Annotated in this window: 16 protein-coding genes; 4 read left to right on the top strand and 12 right to left on the bottom strand. The window is 68.7% G+C overall.

All coding sequences use genetic code 11. The annotated features are described in order from the left end of the window. Positions 1 to 261: 261 nt before the first annotated feature. Positions 262 to 1,482, top strand: a complete 1,221-nt coding sequence (gene serB / locus ACFRMN_RS28915) for a phosphoserine phosphatase SerB (protein WP_383024665.1) — start codon at positions 262 to 264, stop codon at positions 1,480 to 1,482. 127 nt (positions 1,483 to 1,609) lie between these two features. Here the strand turns inward: serB and ACFRMN_RS28910 are convergent, their stop codons facing one another. The 4 genes from ACFRMN_RS28910 to ACFRMN_RS28895 all read right to left on the bottom strand — a co-directional run bounded on the left by ACFRMN_RS28910 (position 1,610) and on the right by ACFRMN_RS28895 (position 4,116). Continuing rightward, positions 1,610 to 2,128: a SixA phosphatase family protein gene (locus ACFRMN_RS28910; RefSeq protein WP_383024662.1), complete on the bottom strand. Its 519-nt coding sequence runs from the start codon at positions 2,126 to 2,128 to the stop codon at positions 1,610 to 1,612. A 91-nt stretch (positions 2,129 to 2,219) separates the two neighbouring features. Beyond that, positions 2,220 to 2,441, bottom strand: coding sequence for a hypothetical protein (locus ACFRMN_RS28905; protein ID WP_383024659.1), 222 nt, complete (start codon positions 2,439 to 2,441; stop codon positions 2,220 to 2,222). Positions 2,442 to 2,636: 195 nt separating this feature from the next. Then, positions 2,637 to 2,753 carry an SGM_5486 family transporter-associated protein gene (locus tag ACFRMN_RS28900; protein WP_129769705.1) on the bottom strand — a complete coding sequence of 39 codons (117 nt, stop codon included), beginning with the start codon at positions 2,751 to 2,753 and terminating at the stop codon, positions 2,637 to 2,639. A gap of 4 nt (positions 2,754 to 2,757) precedes the next feature. Then, a complete protein-coding gene (locus ACFRMN_RS28895) occupies positions 2,758 to 4,116 on the bottom strand; it encodes a CynX/NimT family MFS transporter (protein WP_383024656.1) in 1,359 nt (452 codons plus the stop codon). 52 nt (positions 4,117 to 4,168) lie between these two features. Here ACFRMN_RS28895 and ACFRMN_RS28890 point away from each other — a divergent pair, with 52 nt between their 5' ends. After that, the gene (locus ACFRMN_RS28890) at positions 4,169 to 4,843 is read left to right on the top strand and encodes a FadR/GntR family transcriptional regulator (protein ID WP_383024653.1); all 675 of its coding nucleotides are present in this window, start codon (positions 4,169 to 4,171) and stop codon (positions 4,841 to 4,843) included. A gap of 24 nt (positions 4,844 to 4,867) precedes the next feature. Here the strand turns inward: ACFRMN_RS28890 and ACFRMN_RS28885 are convergent, their stop codons facing one another. The 8 genes from ACFRMN_RS28885 to ACFRMN_RS28850 form a co-directional block, all read right to left on the bottom strand. Next, positions 4,868 to 5,272, bottom strand: a complete 405-nt coding sequence (locus ACFRMN_RS28885) for a hypothetical protein (RefSeq protein ID WP_383024650.1) — start codon at positions 5,270 to 5,272, stop codon at positions 4,868 to 4,870. Positions 5,273 to 5,453: 181 nt separating this feature from the next. Beyond that, entirely contained in the window at positions 5,454 to 6,227 is a 774-nt protein-coding gene (gene fabI / locus ACFRMN_RS28880; protein WP_383024647.1) for an enoyl-ACP reductase FabI, read from the bottom strand. Positions 6,228 to 6,231: 4 nt separating this feature from the next. Continuing rightward, positions 6,232 to 6,951: a 3-oxoacyl-[acyl-carrier-protein] reductase gene (fabG, locus tag ACFRMN_RS28875; protein ID WP_329826278.1), complete on the bottom strand. Its 720-nt coding sequence runs from the start codon at positions 6,949 to 6,951 to the stop codon at positions 6,232 to 6,234. Between the two features lie 155 nt (positions 6,952 to 7,106). Continuing rightward, entirely contained in the window at positions 7,107 to 8,552 is a 1,446-nt protein-coding gene (locus tag ACFRMN_RS28870; protein ID WP_383024715.1) for an ATP-binding protein, read from the bottom strand. A gap of 218 nt (positions 8,553 to 8,770) precedes the next feature. Then, positions 8,771 to 10,018, bottom strand: a complete 1,248-nt coding sequence (locus ACFRMN_RS28865) for an McrC family protein (RefSeq protein ID WP_383024644.1) — start codon at positions 10,016 to 10,018, stop codon at positions 8,771 to 8,773. Continuing rightward, on the bottom strand, positions 10,015 to 12,234 hold the full coding sequence (locus ACFRMN_RS28860) for an McrB family protein (RefSeq protein ID WP_383024642.1): 2,220 nt from the start codon (positions 12,232 to 12,234) through the stop codon (positions 10,015 to 10,017). The genes ACFRMN_RS28865 and ACFRMN_RS28860 overlap by 4 nt, the downstream gene beginning before the upstream one ends. A gap of 97 nt (positions 12,235 to 12,331) precedes the next feature. Then, positions 12,332 to 13,231 carry an AlpA family transcriptional regulator gene (locus ACFRMN_RS28855; RefSeq protein ID WP_030353791.1) on the bottom strand — a complete coding sequence of 300 codons (900 nt, stop codon included), beginning with the start codon at positions 13,229 to 13,231 and terminating at the stop codon, positions 12,332 to 12,334. A gap of 514 nt (positions 13,232 to 13,745) precedes the next feature. Continuing rightward, positions 13,746 to 14,207 (bottom strand): ATP-binding protein, encoded by a 462-nt coding sequence (locus tag ACFRMN_RS28850; protein WP_383024639.1) that lies wholly within the window; start codon positions 14,205 to 14,207, stop codon positions 13,746 to 13,748. Between the two features lie 195 nt (positions 14,208 to 14,402). On the opposite strand from ACFRMN_RS28850, the gene ACFRMN_RS28845 reads away from it, so the two are divergent. Beyond that, positions 14,403 to 15,272, top strand: a complete 870-nt coding sequence (locus ACFRMN_RS28845) for a helix-turn-helix domain-containing protein (RefSeq protein WP_383024636.1) — start codon at positions 14,403 to 14,405, stop codon at positions 15,270 to 15,272. Further along, complete coding sequence (locus ACFRMN_RS28840; protein ID WP_383024633.1) at positions 15,260 to 15,493, top strand: DUF397 domain-containing protein; 234 nt, start codon at positions 15,260 to 15,262, stop codon at positions 15,491 to 15,493. The genes ACFRMN_RS28845 and ACFRMN_RS28840 overlap by 13 nt, the downstream gene beginning before the upstream one ends. Positions 15,494 to 15,551 lie beyond the last annotated feature (58 nt).

Here is a 15,551-nt window from a genome sequence, read left to right as displayed (position 1 = left end):
CAACAGGGACAAAGCCCGTGGGACCAGCGATCGCGGCCTCGGTGACGGCGGGAGCCCGCCGGTCCGACCGCGCCGTTCGGTGACACCCCGTCTTCAGCCGATACGGGTCGTGCTTCGGCCGGTGTAGGCCGTGCGGCCACCCGCCGTACACCGGCCTTCACACCACCGCCGGGGACCGGCGGGCGGTCCCGTCCCGCGTGCTGTCCGGTACGCGGGACAGACAGCGCGCACCGGCGATCCGCCCGATACGGTGGAAGCACCATGAGCGCATCGCAGCCCCCTCGGACCGCAGACGTCCCTACCCTCCTCGTCAAGATCTTCGGGAAGGACCGCCCCGGGATCACCGCCGGGCTCTTCGACACCCTCGCCGCCTACTCCGTCGATGTGATCGACATCGAGCAGGTCGTCACCCGTGGCCGGATCGTCCTGTGCGCGCTGATCACCGCGCCGACCGCGGGCGGCACCAGCGAGGGCGAACTGCGCGCGACCGTGCACAGCTGGACGGAATCGCTCAAGCTCCAGGCCGAGATCATCTCGGGCACCGGTGACAACCGGCCGCGCGGCAGCGGCCGTTCCCATGTCACCGTGCTCGGCAACCCGCTGACCGCCGAGTCGACGGCGGTCATAGCGGCCAGCATCACCGGGACCGGCGGCAATATCGACCGGATCTTCCGGCTGGCGAAATACCCGGTCACCGCCGTGGAGTTCGCGGTCTCCGGGGTGGAGACCGAACCACTGCGCACCGCGCTGGCCACCACCGGGTCCGAGATCGGCGTCGATGTCGCCGTCGTCTCGGCAGGACTGCACCGCAGGGCCCAGCGGCTGGTGGTCATGGACGTCGACTCGACCCTGATCCAGGACGAGGTCATCGAACTCTTCGCGGCCCACGCCGGCTGCGAGGCCGAGGTCGCCGAGGTCACCTCCAGGGCGATGCTCGGGGAGCTGGACTTCGAACAGTCCCTGCACGCCCGGGTGGCGCTGCTGGCCGGGCTGGACGCGACGGTGGTGGAGAAGGTACGGGCCGAGGTCCGGCTCACCCCCGGCGCCCGCACGCTGATCCGTACGCTCAAGCGGCTCGGTTACCAAGTCGGGGTCGTCTCCGGTGGATTCACCCAGGTCACCGACGCCCTCCAGGAACAGCTCGGGCTGGATTTCGCCGCCGCCAATACGCTGGAGATCGTGGACGGCAAGCTCACCGGACGTGTGGTGGGCGAGATAGTGGACCGTGCCGGCAAGGCCCGGCTGCTGCGCCGGTTCGCCGCCGAGGCGGGGGTGCCACTCGCGCAGACCGTCGCGATCGGCGACGGCGCGAACGATCTCGACATGCTGAACGCGGCGGGGCTCGGTGTGGCCTTCAACGCCAAGCCCGTCGTCCGCGAGGCCGCCCACACGGCGGTGAACGTGCCGTTCCTGGACACCGTGCTCTACCTGCTGGGCATCACCCGCGAAGAGGTCGAGGCGGCGGACGGCGAGGACGGCTGACCGTGCGCGGGAAGGCCCCGGCACGCGGTGCGTGTGCCGGGGCCCTCTCCATGAACGCGCCGACCGGTCCGGCCTCCGGCCGGATCAGTCGTACGTCAGCGGTCGGCCAGCCTCCGTCAGCCGTCCGTCAGTCGTGCGGGCTCCAGAAATCGACGAGCTTGCCCACACCGTGCTCCACCGACTTCCAGCTGCCGTTGAAGGCGATCACGGCGAAGGACGCGGTCGGGAATCCGGTCCTGGTCATCCGGGCGATGGTGCCGCCCTCCCCCGCGCCCGAGAGCGCGTCGGCCAGTGCGTGCATACCCGGGTTGTGACCGACGAGTAGCAGATCGTTCACCTCGTCGGGCGTCTCGTTCAGCAGCGCGAGAAGATCACCGAGGGTGGCATCGTAAAGCCGCTCCTCATAGTTCGTCCTGGGACGCTGCGGCAGCTCCTGCACGGCCAGCTTCCAGGTCTCGCGGGTCCTGAGCGAGGTCGAGCAGAGAGCCAGGTCGACGGGGATACCGGTCTCGGCCAGCCGCCGGCCGGCCACGGAAGCATCCGCGCGGCCGCGATCGGCGAGCGGCCGTTCGTGGTCGGACACGTCCGGCCAGTCGGCCTTCGCGTGCCGGAGTAGGACGATCCTGCGGGCTGTATCGGCGCTCATACATTCCAGCTTCGCATGAAACGCGCCATAGGGCGCAGGGTGTTGACGCACGGCCCCAGCACGGGTGAACGCTCCCGGTGACGCTCCCGCACTACCGGCCCAGGGTCAGATGAATGTGCTCCAGAATCCGGCCCACCGTGGCGTCGTCCGTCGCGGCATGCGCCTGGCCAGGATCCGCCATCAGCAGGAACAGCATGACGAAGGCGACGACGGGCAGCGCCACGGACCACCACGGCAGCCGGATCTCGACGCGGTCGGAGGAGACGGGCTGGTGGGACCAGGAGCGGGAGCGGGAGCGGGTTCGGGCCGGCATGGCCGCCTCCGTACGTCTGCGGTTGTCGAGGTACCTCAAACCTACGGATCATGGCCCCCGGCGCCCATCCGGTGACCCACCCACTCGACCCTGACCCTGGCCCCCTAGGGGACGGTGGTGCTAGCCCCACCCCCGATACTTCGAGGGCTCGGTTCGCCTCCGGAAAGACAGCACCCAGAACGAAACGGCACCCGACTACGGACTGGCGATCGAGGCGATGATGCCGATGATCACCATGATGCCGATGATCGCGCCGAACACGAGGAGCAGCTTTCGCTGGCCGTTCTGGGGATTCGGGTCAAGGACTGGCATACGGTCAGTCTCGCATCCGCGCCTCGTCCTCTATCGTCCGGTCCCTGCCTGCCACGACGCCCGCCACCATCTGCGGCAGCAGGAACGTCGCCATCAGCGCGATCGGCAGCTCCGAGCCACCGGTGTGCTGGTACAGCACGCCGACCAGCAGCGGGCCCGGGATCGAGATCAGGTAGCCGGTGCTCTGGGCGAAGGCGGAAAGCCGTACGACGCCCGCGCCGGTCCTGGAGCGCATGCCGATCATGGTGAGGGCGAGCGGGAAGGAGCAGTTCGAGATTCCCAGCAGTACGGCCCAGACCCAGGCGCCCTCGGCCGGGGCGAAGTACAGGCCCGCGTAGGCGCTCAGTCCGCAGAGCCCCAGGGCGACGACGATCGGGCCCTGGTTCTTCATGCGCGCGGCGGTCCTTGGGATCACGAAGGCCAGCGGCACTCCCATCACCATGGTCACGGCGAGCAGCAGCCCGGCCGTGCCCGCCGAGATCCCCGCGTCGCGGAAGATCTGCGGCATCCAGCCCATGGTGATGTATGCGCCGGTGGCCTGGAGGCCGAAGAAACAGGCGAGCCCCCAGGCGGTACGGCTGCGCACGAGCCTCAGCCCCGAAGCCGGGGCAGCGGCAGAGGCCGGGGCGCGGAGCGCGGGTGAGGCCGGCGGTGAGGCCGGCGCGGCGGCGCCGCGCTCGCGTACGAGACCCAGCCAGGGCGGCACCGCGAGAGCGGCGAGTACGGCCCACACCCCGAGCCCCGTCCGCCAACTGCCACCCAGCGCCTCGGTCATGGGGACGGTCACGGCGGCCGCGAGGGCGGTGCCGAGCGCCAGGGCCATCGAGTACAGCCCGGTCATCGTGCCGACCCGGTCGGGGAAGTACCGCTTGACGATCACCGGCATCAGCACATTGCTGACGGCGATCCCCATGAGCGCGACCGCGCTCGCGGCGAGAAAGCCGACGGTGCCGCCGGCGAAGGGGCGGATCAGCAGCCCCGCCGTGATCGCCACCATGCCCGCGCAGACGACCGCGCCGGGGCCGAAGCGACGGGCCAGCCGGGGGGCCGCGAAGCCGAAGAGCGCGAAACAGAACGGCGGTACGGAGGTGAGGACACCCGCGACACTGCCGCTCATGTGCAGCCCGTCCCGTACCTCTTCGAGCAGCGCGCCGAGGCTGGTGATGGCGGGGCGGAGATTGAGGGCGGCGAGGACGAGTCCGACGACGAGCAGCCGGGTGAGCCAGACCCCGGCCCCTGGCCCCGGGGAGTCGGCGGACGCGGACAGGGTCCGGCTCGGTGATTTCGTGGGCGCCTGTGACCCGGGGGACCCTGGTGGTGGCAGCTGTATCTGCTGTATCTGTGTCTGCGGCTCGTCGGACATGGAGCCATCATAGAATCATGGGATGATTGGTTGTCCACAGACAAGGAGCGTCATGCCGCTGAACTCCCCCCGCCGTTCCGCGCTCTCCGACCAGGTGATCAGCGAGCTGCGGAACCAGATCACCTCGGGCGAATGGCCGGTGGGCTCACGTATCCCCACCGAACCGGAGCTGGTCGAGCTGCTGGGTGTGGCCCGTAACACCGTCCGCGAGGCGGTGCGCGCGCTCGCCCACAACGGTCTGCTGGACATCCGGCAGGGCTCGGGGACGTATGTCATCGCGACCAGCGAGCTCGCGGGGGTGATGCACCGCAGGTTCGCGACCGCCGATCCGAGGCATGTCGTGGAGCTGCGTTCCACGCTGGAGTCGTCGGCCGCGCGGATGGCGGCGGAGCGCCGTACGGAGCGGGATCTGCGGCAACTGGACACACTGCTCGCCCGGCGCGAGGAGGCCTGGGACTCGGGCGACGCGGAGGTGTTCGTCGGGGCCGACGCGAGCCTGCACATGGCGGTCGTCGCGGCCTCGCACAACGATGTGCTGACCGCCGTCTACGCGGATCTGGGCCATCTGCTGCGCGACCAGCTCCGCGACAACGTGGGGCGGGAGCTGCGGCCGGAGAACCATATGGACCACGCGCGGCTGGTGGCGGCGATCCGGGCGGGCGATGTGGAGACGGCGGGCGCCGAGGCCGCGAGCCATGGCCTCGGCTGCCTGGGGGAACGGGTCTGAGCCACACCCGGTGCACGGAGCCCGTCAGGGCCGCTCATGGGTGACCCACACCTCGCGTATCTCCTTCCAGCACCGGTCGGTCAGCTCGGCGTACCCGGCCGGTCCGACATCCACGGGCGCGCTGTCGGCGTCGATGTCCCACCAGCGCGCGCACTCCACATGGAGCCGTATCCGATCGGTCTCGGGATACGGGTTGTGGCAGGACACGGTGGCGCGCGAGCCCTCTATCGTCGTACGGCAGGAAGCGTGGAAGCCCTCGGATTCGCCGGGGTTCACGACAGCTCCGGCGCTCGGCGCGCCGACCAGGGAGACCGCGAGTCCCGTCATGAGCAGTGCGGCTCTCGTGAGCGCTGTCGTACGGCGACGCGGCGGGCGCGGACGCGGACGCGGCGGGAGCAGACGAAGCGGGAGCAGGCTGAGCGGGAGCATGCGCACACACCTCCTGGCCCACGATGACCGGACGACCCCGGTTCGCTCAGTGTGCGGTGCGTCGCCGCTCTTTTCGACTCGGGCTGACGCGGCCGGCACCTCCCGGCCTGTCACACACGGAAGCCGCGCGCCGTCTCCAGGACGGACGCGCGGCTTCCGGGGTACGCGAACGGTACGGGCGTCAGGCGCCCATCATGTGCACGCCACCGTCGACATGGACGATCTCGCCCGTGGTCTTCGGGAAGAAGTCCGACAGCAGACCGACGATCCCACGGCCGGCCGGCTCCGGGTCGGAGAGGTCCCAGCCGATCGGGGCGCGGTGGTTCCACACGTCCGCGAGCTCCTCGAAGCCCGGGATGGACTTCGCGGCCATCGACTTGAGCGGACCGGCCGAGATCAGGTTGCAGCGGACGTTCCGCGCACCCAGGTCACGGGCGAGATAGCGGTTGGTGGATTCGAGCGCCGCCTTGGCGACACCCATCCAGTCGTACTTGGGCCAGGCCACCTGCGCGTCGAAGGTCAGCCCGACGACCGAGCCGCCGCGCCCCATCAGCGGCAGACAGGCCATCGTCAGCGACTTCAGCGAGTACGCCGAGACCTGCACCGCGGTGCCGACGTCCTCCCAGGTGCCCTCCAGGAAGTTGAAGACGCCCTGCGGACCGAAGGCGATCGAGTGCACGACGCCGTCGAGCCCGGCCCCGTCCGCGCCCTGGATCTCACGGACCCGGTCGGCCAGCCCGTCCAGGTGCTCCTGGTTGGTGACGTCCAGCTCGATGACCGGGGCGGGCTTGGGCAGCCGCTTCGCGATGCGCTCGACGAGCGTGAGCCGGCCGAAGCCGGTGAGGATGACCTCCGCGCCCTCCTCCTGCGCCACCTTGGCGGCGTGGAAGGCGATCGAGGACTCGGTGAGAACACCCGTGACCAGAATGCGCTTGCCGGCGAGGATTCCACTCATGTGATCAGTGACCCATGCCCAATCCGCCGTCAACGGGAATGACGGCTCCAGTGATGTACGAGGCGTCGTCGGAGGCGAGGAACCGCACCGTCGCGGCGATCTCCTCCGGCTGCGCGTAGCGGCCGAGCGGTACCTGCGAGACGATGCCCGCGCGCTGCTCGTCGGTGAGCACCTTCGTCATATCCGTGTCGACGAAGCCGGGCGCGACGACATTGAAGGTGATGTTCCGCGAGCCCAGTTCGCGGGCGAGGGAGCGGGCGAAACCGACCAGACCGGCCTTGGATGCCGCGTAGTTGGCCTGCCCCGCCGAGCCGAGCAGCCCGACCACCGAGGAGATCAGGACGACCCGGCCCTTCTTGGCGCGCAGCATGGCGCGGTTGGCGCGCTTGACGACCCGGAAGGTGCCGGTGAGGTTGGTGTCGAGCACGGACGCGAAGTCCTCCTCGGACATCCGCATCAGCAACTGGTCCTTGGTGATACCGGCGTTGGCCACCAGCACCTCCACGGGACCGTGCTTCTCCTCGATCTCCTTGTAGGCCTGCTCCACCTGCTCGCTGTCGGTGATGTCGCAGCGGACCGCCAGGCAGCCCAGCTCCGTCAGGGCCTGCGGCGGCTCCCCGGACCGGTATGTGATGGCGACCTTGTCACCGTTGTCGGCGAAGGCGCGGGCGATGGCGAGGCCGATGCCCCGGTTTCCTCCGGTAACGAGAACCGAGCGGCTCAACGGATCAGCCTTTCCCTAGCGATCTTCCAGCTGTCTGGTACGTCGAAAACCTATCGGTACCGTGCCCATCGCGGGGAAGCGACCCCTGACAGCGCCTCGGTGAGGACCCTGTTGGATCCCTACAGAAAAGGGCCTCGGCCGAACGCTGCACGGGCTCACTCCCCGCCGTACAGCCGGTCCAGCCCTACGAGCACAGCCTCGCCACGCTCCTCAGCAGCCCACAGCTCGGGGGTGAACCCCGCTCCGCTGAAGCAGACGAGCCGGACCTGCGACACATCCGTGCCGCGCCCGGCCAGCAGATCCCGGATTCCTCGCAGCCGTTCGAGATGTCCGACCCCCATGACCTGACCCCACTTGCACTCGCCGAGCGCCAGCAACACCCCGTTGTCCTGGCCGACAGCGCCCTGGACCACGACATCGACTTCGTACGAGGCTCGGTTCGCCGGGTCGGAGACGGTGCCGTACGACACGTCGATCGGCAAACCGCCGAGCGTCTCGGGCGCCGCGAAGTGGGCGACCCAATCCCGGCAGAGCTGCTCGAAGTGCGGACCGACCACGGCGGGGAAGAAGCCCGGCCCGCTGCTCAGCCAGGCAGCTTCGGCCATCCCCCGGTCCAGCATGGCAATCTTCGGCCGGACGATGGCATGGTCGAAGTTGATCAACGGTTCGGCGACCTGGTACATGCTGCGGTTCTTGCGGAACGCGTCCGTCTGCCGTTGCACGAGTCCGCAGTCCTGGAGCACGGTCAACGGGTGCGTGATATCGCCCGTGGGCCGGGCGAGGAAGCTCGCGATACGGCCCGATGTGCGGTGACCCTGGGCGATCGCGGAGAGCACGGAGTGATAGATCGCCCGGTCGCGCAGATCGGACTCGTCGGCCAGCAGGTAGCGCGCCTCCCGATAGAGGGGCGAGCGGGGCGAGAGCACGGTACGGCAGATCCAGGCGTCGAAATCCTCGATGCCGGACGGGGTGTCGTCCCGTACGAACTCCCGCCGATAGGCCGGCGTACCGCCGACGACCGAATGGACGAGTACGGCGAGCCGGGGATCGCCGATGCCCCAGAATTCGGCCGCCTTACGGAAGTCGAGCGGGTGCACAACCAGTTCCAGGCTCGCCCGGCCGCGCAGCGGCGATGTACCGCTGAGCAACCCGCCCATGAATGCGAGCGAGCTGCCACACAGGAGAAGGCGGGTACGGGACTCCAGACGCTCCGGACGACGGGGCCCGTAGGCGACCTGAAGCACAGAGGGCAGGGACGGCGAGTGACGGGCGAGATAGGGGAATTCATCGATCACCACGGGAAGTGGCCGCTCACGGCCGAGCGCGAGCAGCGCGTCGACGGCCGCCTCCCAGCGGTCGAACCGCAGCGGCGCGACGCTCCGGGTGTACGCGGCCAGCTCCTCGCCGAAGCGGCGCAGCGACTCGGCTTCCGTCGCCTCGTACGCGCAGAAGTAGAAGCCACCGCCGGCCCGCGCGAGCGCGTCGAGCAGGAAGGACTTCCCCTGTCGGCGGCGACCGGACACCACACCCAAGGTGGCCTCGGGCCCGGCATCGACCGCGAAGGCGGTCAGCTCACTCCACTCCCAGTCCCGGTCGAACATGTCATCCGGCTTCGCGAGTTGGTGCCGCCTCTGCCCCACAGACCTCTCCCCAGTCACCCGGCTCCCATTCAAGGAAGCACATTTCCCGGAAGTACGTTTCCCTAACGACACTGAATGGGATTCGTCACGGCGCAGCACTACGTGGCGGGGCGGCCGCCCCGCATCGGTTCTGCTCACTGATCGGCGTCCGGAGCTCTTGCCGACCCGTCGCGATCGGATCAGGCGGAGCCGACCCGCCCCGACTCGGCTTCCGCGCGACTCCGTATGATCAGCTCGGCCAGCCCGTCGATCCGGGACTTCAGCTCCTGATGGGGCACCCCCAGGTCCAGGGCATGGCGGTGCAGACGGATCTCACCCCCGGCCACCGGTACCCGTATCACGTCCTCTTGGCCGGACGCGTAGACCAGGTGCCCCTGCGTGAGTCCGAGCCGTACGCAGTAGGCGAGCATCTGGTAGAGGTCGTCCCGGGCCGGGCCGCTTTTGTACTTCGCGTCCACCACGACGGACGGTACGGGGACGCCGTCGGCACCCGGCAGGTAGTGGACGAGGTCCGGCTTGAGGACGTGGCCTTTCCTCGTGTCGAGGTGGTGGTCACGATCACGGGGTTCCGCCCTGCCTCCCACGGTCCGTTCCAGGGCCTCGCCGAGCGCACCGCCGAGGAAGTCCTCGTACACCTGCCACATCCGGAACAGCAGACCGTCCACACTGATGGTCCGCCCGTCCTCAAGTTCGTACGAAGACCCTCTGAGAATGAGCGTGGCGAGGGACAGAGCGGGCCGGTAGCGCAGATTGAGGCGGGTCGGTGACCATACGGGCAGAGGTGCGCCGGGCACCGGCGGAGTCACCCCGTCGAGCTGGGCGGCGAACCCCTGCAACTCGCGACGGTGCACCGGGATCACGCCAGGCACCCGAAGCATCCGCCGGACCGCGCCGAGCAGCAGCCGGTTCTCCGGGATGTCGGCGGTGTGATCGTCGTAGGTCACTTCCAGCGGTAGCGCCAGCCCGGGACGGCGCCCGAGCTGGGCTGCGCCTCTCAGCCGGCCGCGCAGCACGGGGAGGGTGTCCTCGATCTCCCGGTAGCCGAACAGGACCCCGGCGCGCAGCGCCCGCCGGGACGCCCGGGAAAACGCGTGGGCCACGGCCGGCAGCAGGTCGGGGCGGGCAGCCACGTCGATCTGCTGTCTCTCCTCGTCCCAGAGAAGACGGTCCGGGGCATAGCCGAGGAGGTACATCAGCCGGTCCACCGGCATCTTCGGAGCGATGGACAACCGTACATGGCCGCGACCGCGCCCCAGCCGGACGGCACCCACCTGGTTTCTGGCCCTGAGCCGCCATTCCCCGGTGACGCGCCCCGGGCGTACGTCCACGAGCTCCGAGGCGTCAAGCGTCCGCGCCTGTTCCTCGGTCAGCGGACGGCTGGACCAGTCGTCCGCCTCCCTCAGCGAGATGGGCGGTTCGTCGCTCATACGTCGGCGGCCGACGCGTCAGGTGCGGGGGCCGCGGACCCGGACGACGGGCTGATGCCGAGGTGTTTCCTGATGGCGTCGAGGCCGTAGGTCTCCTGGATGTCGATCGATTCGCCGTAGTGGTGCTCAGTGAGCAGAGGAATGATCTGGGTACGCCAGAGCAGATCGAGGGCCCGGTCACCACCCTGCGCTATCGACTGCATCAGATACGAATGGCCGACCCTGAAGTCACGGTCGGCGCCGGGTCCCGCGGCGATACGGCGGTTGAGCTCATCGAGAAGCTGTGCTCCGAGCTGAGGCAGGCTGTTCGCGTCGAGCCAGGAGCTCAGCAGCCCCTTGAGGGGGGTCTCGTCGGGGTGGAGCTCCAGGAAGGAGAAGCGCCGGCGCATGGCCGCGTCCATCAGCGCCACGGTGCGGTCGACCGTGTTCATCGTGCCGATGATGTAGAGGTTGGGCGGCAGCCGGAATCCGCGTCCTTCATCCGATCCGTAGAGGAGATGGACGAACTCCTTCCGGTACTCCAGCAGGAAGTACATCTCCCCGAAGACCTTGGCGAGGTTGCCCCGGTTGATCTCGTCGATGACCAGCACGAAAACCTCGGCGGGTCGCTCCTCCGCCGTGTCCGCGAGCCTGCGCAGAGGTCCCTTGACCAGATCGAAGACGATGCCGGTCGAGGCGGGTCCCTCCCGCTCCGGGAGGATGGGGTCGGATGCCGACTTCTTCGGCGTCCGGGGCCGGAAACCTTCGAAGAAGTCTTCGTAGCTGTACGCCGGATGGAACTGCACCAGGCGTACGTTGCTCGGGCTGCCCCCGGTCAGATGCCGGGCGAGCGCGAGAGCGGTGTAGGTCTTTCCCGTGCCGGGCGGCCCGTGGAAGATCAACTGCGGCTTGCCACGGAGGAGTTCCACCGCGTCCTGGAGCCAGCCCGGGTCGGACAAGGTGAGTCGGTCGGCCAGTTCCTGGGTAACATCGGGGAGTTCGGCCTCGATGTCCGGAGCGGGTGCGGTACGGTCCGGCTCCGGCCCGACCAGTGGTTCGAGCCGGGTGGCGAACTCGCTGACATCAATGATACGGGCATCACCGTCGACCACTCGGGCCATCAGTTCGGCGGGCAGATCACCGACGAAGTCGAGGGGTTCACTCAGGTTCCGCCAGTCGACGGACCGCGTGAAGTGGGCCGCGTCATCGCTGGGAGCGGAGTGGACGGCGGGCCCACGTACCACCCCCAGATAGGCGTGGGGGCCGTCGGTGCACACCACGATGTCCCCCTCCTGTATCCGGGAGAGGAAGGTGTAGAGCTCTTCGGCCTGCCGGTCACGTCGAGCGGCTGTCGCACCTGAGTACGCCTCGTCCACGACCTTGCGGACGCGCTGCGGTCCGGTGCCCTGGGCGAGGGCGGGCAGCCGGTCGGCGGACAGGGTCACGACGCCCTGCTCCCGCCAGAGCGTCTTGATCAGACTGGCCCCGTCATGGCCCCTCCCCCGAATGACCCACACCCTGCGGGGCCGTTGGGGCACACTCTCCTGTCCCGGTTCCTCCCCCAGCACCAGCGCGGTGAGCTCCTCGGCGGTGAGTCGCGCGCCGGACCGGGCCCGTACGACGTCGAGGCTGGAGCCCTCCTCGTCATCCAGCTCGTCCCGCTCCAGCAGCCGGCGCCAGGCCTCGATGTCCGAGGGCGGCAACAGCAGATCCGGGCCTGCCACCCCCTCGTCCGAGAGAGCCAGATGCCAGCCGTCGGGGCGAGTCCCCTGAAAGGACGCGGCGAGCGCCTCGGCGTCGACGTCGAACTCCCCGGCGAGGTCCTCGACGCTGATCCACCGCTCGTCGGGCAGCTCGGAGAGAATCTTGGCCGCGGCGTCGAAGGAGCCGCGCCGCTCGCGCCAGTAGCCGTAGCGGGTCTGCGCCTCGGCTAGGAAGGTCACCGGGTCGGGATAGTCCACGAGCGCCTGCCGGCCCAGCCCGGTCAGCCGCCAGATCCGGTTGGCCCGGGACAGCCAGCCCGCCTTGGTCAGCGCGGTGGCGGTGTAGCTGAGGTTCTTGTCGATATCCGTCTTCACCAGCGGCCCGAGCGCGGCCCAGTCGGTGACGAGCGAGGGCTCGGCCTGATGGATCAACGGCCGGAGCTCCCGGAAGGGCAGGCCGTCCTGGAGATGCTCGTCCAGGACGGTGGCGGCTCGATGAACCGCTCGTGCGCTGATCTCGAATGCGGTCGGCACGACTTCCTTTCGTACGGTACGCGTGGGCAGATTCCGTTCGGGCTCAAGTCGAGGCGGTTCAACGGCAATATGCGGAACGGAACGACGTGTGCCGCCGTCAGGCGACGGTCACGGGTGTGGTCGGTGAAACGCTGCCGTTCGCGATGACCAGCAACAGATCCCCCACCGTCGCCTCGGGGCCCAGCCCCAGCGCTGAGACGGGCCGCGAACCCGGCACCCGGCGAGCGGTGACAGGCGTGAGATACAGCCCGCTCTCCTCCCCCTGGTACGCGAGGATCACCCAGGTCTCGTCGCGTGCTATCCGTGCGGCCACCGTGGTCAGCCGGTCGGAAAGCACGGCGCAGATCACGGTGAGCCGTTGCCGTTCTGCCCGGGGAAAGGCGGAAATCCGCTCCAGTACGCCAGGCGCGGAGAGCGTGCCTTCCAGCAGTTGGGCGACAGCGTCGCGGTCTCCCGTACGGTCGTCGTCCACCTTCGTGGCGTGCACGGTACGCACGATCGGCAACCCGTCATCGAGCACCTGGCGCCAGCGCGGCAACATGAAGTCGATGTACAGGGCGTCCTCCCGGGTCGCCCCCGCGTCTCCGCTCTTCTCCCCAATGTCCGCCAGCCAGGCATTGACCTCGGCCCAGCGCCATACGAGGGAGCGTCCGACCGTGCCCTCCGGCTCGGGGAACGCCGGCGCGGCCTGAAGCCGCTCCCCGTTCACCCATTGGAGAACGTTCTGCCTGCTCCGTCCGGCCCGCTCCGCGATGTCCGAGACACCGACCAGATCCGGGTCCAGTCTGAGCAGGCGCAGAGCGGGCAGCTCCCGGTGAAGTCTGACAACCAGGCGGTGCGCCGCGTCGATCGCACTGTCACCCTCCGCCGCCACGTCGAGCAGGTGCTTGCTGCGGTGGCGGGTGAGCAGCCCGTCGAACTCGTCGAAGATGACGCCGACCGCTACGTCGTCGTCCACACTGACTCCGTCCACGATGAAGAGAAACTCGTAGTCCATCGCGCCTTCGCCCCCTTGTTCGTGCCTTCACAAGCCTCCGCGCCGGGGTTCGCAGTCCCCCAAGGCAGAATTACCCTCCATCAACGCGTTGTCAAACGACAACACCGCCTCCCGGGGCACGGCGCGGGTCCCCTTCGGGGAGCGGGCACAGCGTGGCGCGGCGCGCGAGCCTGCGCGCCGCGCGCCCCGGATTCTGCGCCGTGCCCGGAATGGGGATGGTGAGGCAGCCCCCCTCGGCACAGGGGCAGTAGAGACGCCCCCAGTGCCCTTCCTTACGGAGCGACCAACCGGCAGCGACGAGCCCCTTGAGGACCGCCCGGATCTCTTTGTCCTGGTGATCCGCCGGCGACAACTCGCGCCCGACCATCCACCATCTCCCCAACGCTCGGAACGGCGCGGCCCGTTCAACGTCAACACCGCGTGAACAGGAGACTACTCCGGGGGACTGACAATCGACGAAATCGCACGTCGATGCGGCAATTGGGACGAGACTGCGGGCAGTTGGGGGCCGGAATCAGTCAAGCGGCAGCAGGCAGCGGACCTGTTTGCCAATGGGGGTGGGCAGCACCTCCCAACCAGGCGCGAGCACATCCACGATCCGGAGCCCGCGCCCCGACTCGGCCTCCGGGTCATCCAGAGGAACGTCCGCACGCCAGGGCATACGACTCCGATCCGGGTCGTGCAGCCTGACCCAGACCCCCGCCATGCCCACCTCCACCTCGGCGACGAGCGGCACGTAGTCGCCGCAGGCGTGGACGGCGTTGCTGTAGAGCTCAGCGAGGACGAGTTGGGCACAGTCGACGCCGTTGGGGCTGACGCCCGCCTTGAGGAGCGTCGCCTCCGTGAGCCCGCGTACGGCGCGGAGGTTGCGCGGGGAGGCGGACAGGTGAAGGGAAAAGCCGGCAGGGGCGGGAGTGAGGTAGTGGCCGAGGGCCGCGACGGGGATGGGGGCGAAGGTGGGTGGGTTGAGGTTCATCGGGCCTCCTTGACCTGCGGTCGCCTCTCCAGCCTGCGGCAGCCAGGTCACTCAGTCGTCAATGGCCGCTCCGGTAGGGCGACTTGGCTTCAGAGTGCCCTGCTGCCCGCTCAAATCGCAAGCTTGTCACCCGAATTACAGGATCGCTAACATGTTCCCATCGACTTGTCCGAGTGACGATGGAACACTCAACTCATGCCAAACGCACGTCCTGTTCCCACTGTCCGACGCCGCCGCCTGGGCGAAGCCCTGCGCCGCTATCGCAACGCCACCGGGATGAGCCTTGACGTTGCCGCCGAAGCGGTGGGCTGGATCGGCCCGAAGCTGTCACGGATCGAGACGGCCAACGGCCACATCCGGCCCAATGAGGTAGCCGGGCTACTGAAGGTGTACGGAATCGATGACCCGGAAATCGTCAGCGCGTTGGAAGGGCTGGCCAAGGACGCCCGCAAGCAGGGGTGGTGGCAAACGTACAGCGGGATCGTGGCACCGGCGTATGCGGATTACATTTCCCTGGAGTCCGACGCCGACAGCATCCATGAGTTTGCGCCACTGCTGATCCCCGGCCTGTTGCAGACCGCCGCATACGCCCGCGAGACCATCGCGGCCAATGCGACCACCCGCACTCCGGATGAAGTGGCGGCTCTCGCGGAAGTACGGCAGGCGCGGCAAGCCGTACTCACCCGCCCCGGCACGCCCCTGAAGATCTGGGCTGTGGTCCACGAAGCCGTATTCCACCAACGGTTCGCCGTACGCCCGAACATCATGCGCGATCAGCTTCAACGGCTGTTGGATGTCTCCGAGATGCCCAACGTCACCCTCCAGATCCTGCCTCTGGACGCCACCCCGCACCCGGGTGGGGCGGGCGCTTTCAGCCTTGTGGGGTTCCCCGGCCCGATGCCCGATGTAGTACTGCTGGAGAATCTCATCGGAGCGACCTACGTTGAAGGTGTAGACGAAGTCCAGACCTTCGCCAACGCCTACGAACGCATCGTCGCCGCAGCGCTGCCGACAGAGGATTCGCTGGGGCGGATCGCCCGGATGGAAGAGAGATGCCGCAAGTGAATGATGATCACAAGGCGGAGCTGTACGCCTTCGACCTCTCCACCGTCAACTGGCGCAAGGCATCCGCCAGCGCTGGAGAGAACAACTGTGTCGAGGTGGCCCGCCTCCCCGGTGGCAGCAGGGCCATACGCGACTCCAAGAACCCCGGTCTCGAACCGCTGCGCTTCACGGCTTCGGAGTGGGCCGCGTTCCACATAGGCATGGTGGCCGGCGAACTCTGAGGCCAACCACGCGGTGGCCGTCCACCCGTTTGCGCGGGTGAACGGCCACCGATCGTTG

Source organism: Streptomyces sp. NPDC056835, assembly GCF_042789485.1.
Lineage (GTDB): Bacteria > Actinomycetota > Actinomycetes > Streptomycetales > Streptomycetaceae > Streptomyces.
This window is presented reverse-complemented; position numbering and strand designations above follow the sequence as displayed.

Excerpts from the sequence above, each read along its gene's own strand:
- serB (WP_383024665.1), top strand. The coding sequence starts at position 262 with ATGAGCGCATCGCAGCCCCCTCGGACCGCAGACGTCCCTACCCTCCTC.
- ACFRMN_RS28910 (WP_383024662.1), bottom strand. The coding sequence starts at position 2,128 with ATGAGCGCCGATACAGCCCGCAGGATCGTCCTACTCCGGCACGCGAAG.
- ACFRMN_RS28905 (WP_383024659.1), bottom strand. The coding sequence starts at position 2,441 with ATGCCGGCCCGAACCCGCTCCCGCTCCCGCTCCTGGTCCCACCAGCCC.
- ACFRMN_RS28900 (WP_129769705.1), bottom strand. The coding sequence starts at position 2,753 with ATGCCAGTCCTTGACCCGAATCCCCAGAACGGCCAGCGAAAGCTGCTC.
- ACFRMN_RS28895 (WP_383024656.1), bottom strand. The coding sequence starts at position 4,116 with ATGTCCGACGAGCCGCAGACACAGATACAGCAGATACAGCTGCCACCA.
- ACFRMN_RS28890 (WP_383024653.1), top strand. The coding sequence starts at position 4,169 with ATGCCGCTGAACTCCCCCCGCCGTTCCGCGCTCTCCGACCAGGTGATC.
- ACFRMN_RS28885 (WP_383024650.1), bottom strand. The coding sequence starts at position 5,272 with ATGCTCCCGCTCAGCCTGCTCCCGCTTCGTCTGCTCCCGCCGCGTCCG.
- fabI (WP_383024647.1), bottom strand. The coding sequence starts at position 6,227 with ATGAGTGGAATCCTCGCCGGCAAGCGCATTCTGGTCACGGGTGTTCTC.
- ACFRMN_RS28870 (WP_383024715.1), bottom strand. The coding sequence starts at position 8,552 with ATGTTCGACCGGGACTGGGAGTGGAGTGAGCTGACCGCCTTCGCGGTC.
- ACFRMN_RS28865 (WP_383024644.1), bottom strand. The coding sequence starts at position 10,018 with ATGAGCGACGAACCGCCCATCTCGCTGAGGGAGGCGGACGACTGGTCC.
- ACFRMN_RS28855 (WP_030353791.1), bottom strand. The coding sequence starts at position 13,231 with ATGGACTACGAGTTTCTCTTCATCGTGGACGGAGTCAGTGTGGACGAC.
- ACFRMN_RS28850 (WP_383024639.1), bottom strand. The coding sequence starts at position 14,207 with ATGAACCTCAACCCACCCACCTTCGCCCCCATCCCCGTCGCGGCCCTC.
- ACFRMN_RS28845 (WP_383024636.1), top strand. The coding sequence starts at position 14,403 with ATGCCAAACGCACGTCCTGTTCCCACTGTCCGACGCCGCCGCCTGGGC.
- ACFRMN_RS28840 (WP_383024633.1), top strand. The coding sequence starts at position 15,260 with ATGCCGCAAGTGAATGATGATCACAAGGCGGAGCTGTACGCCTTCGAC.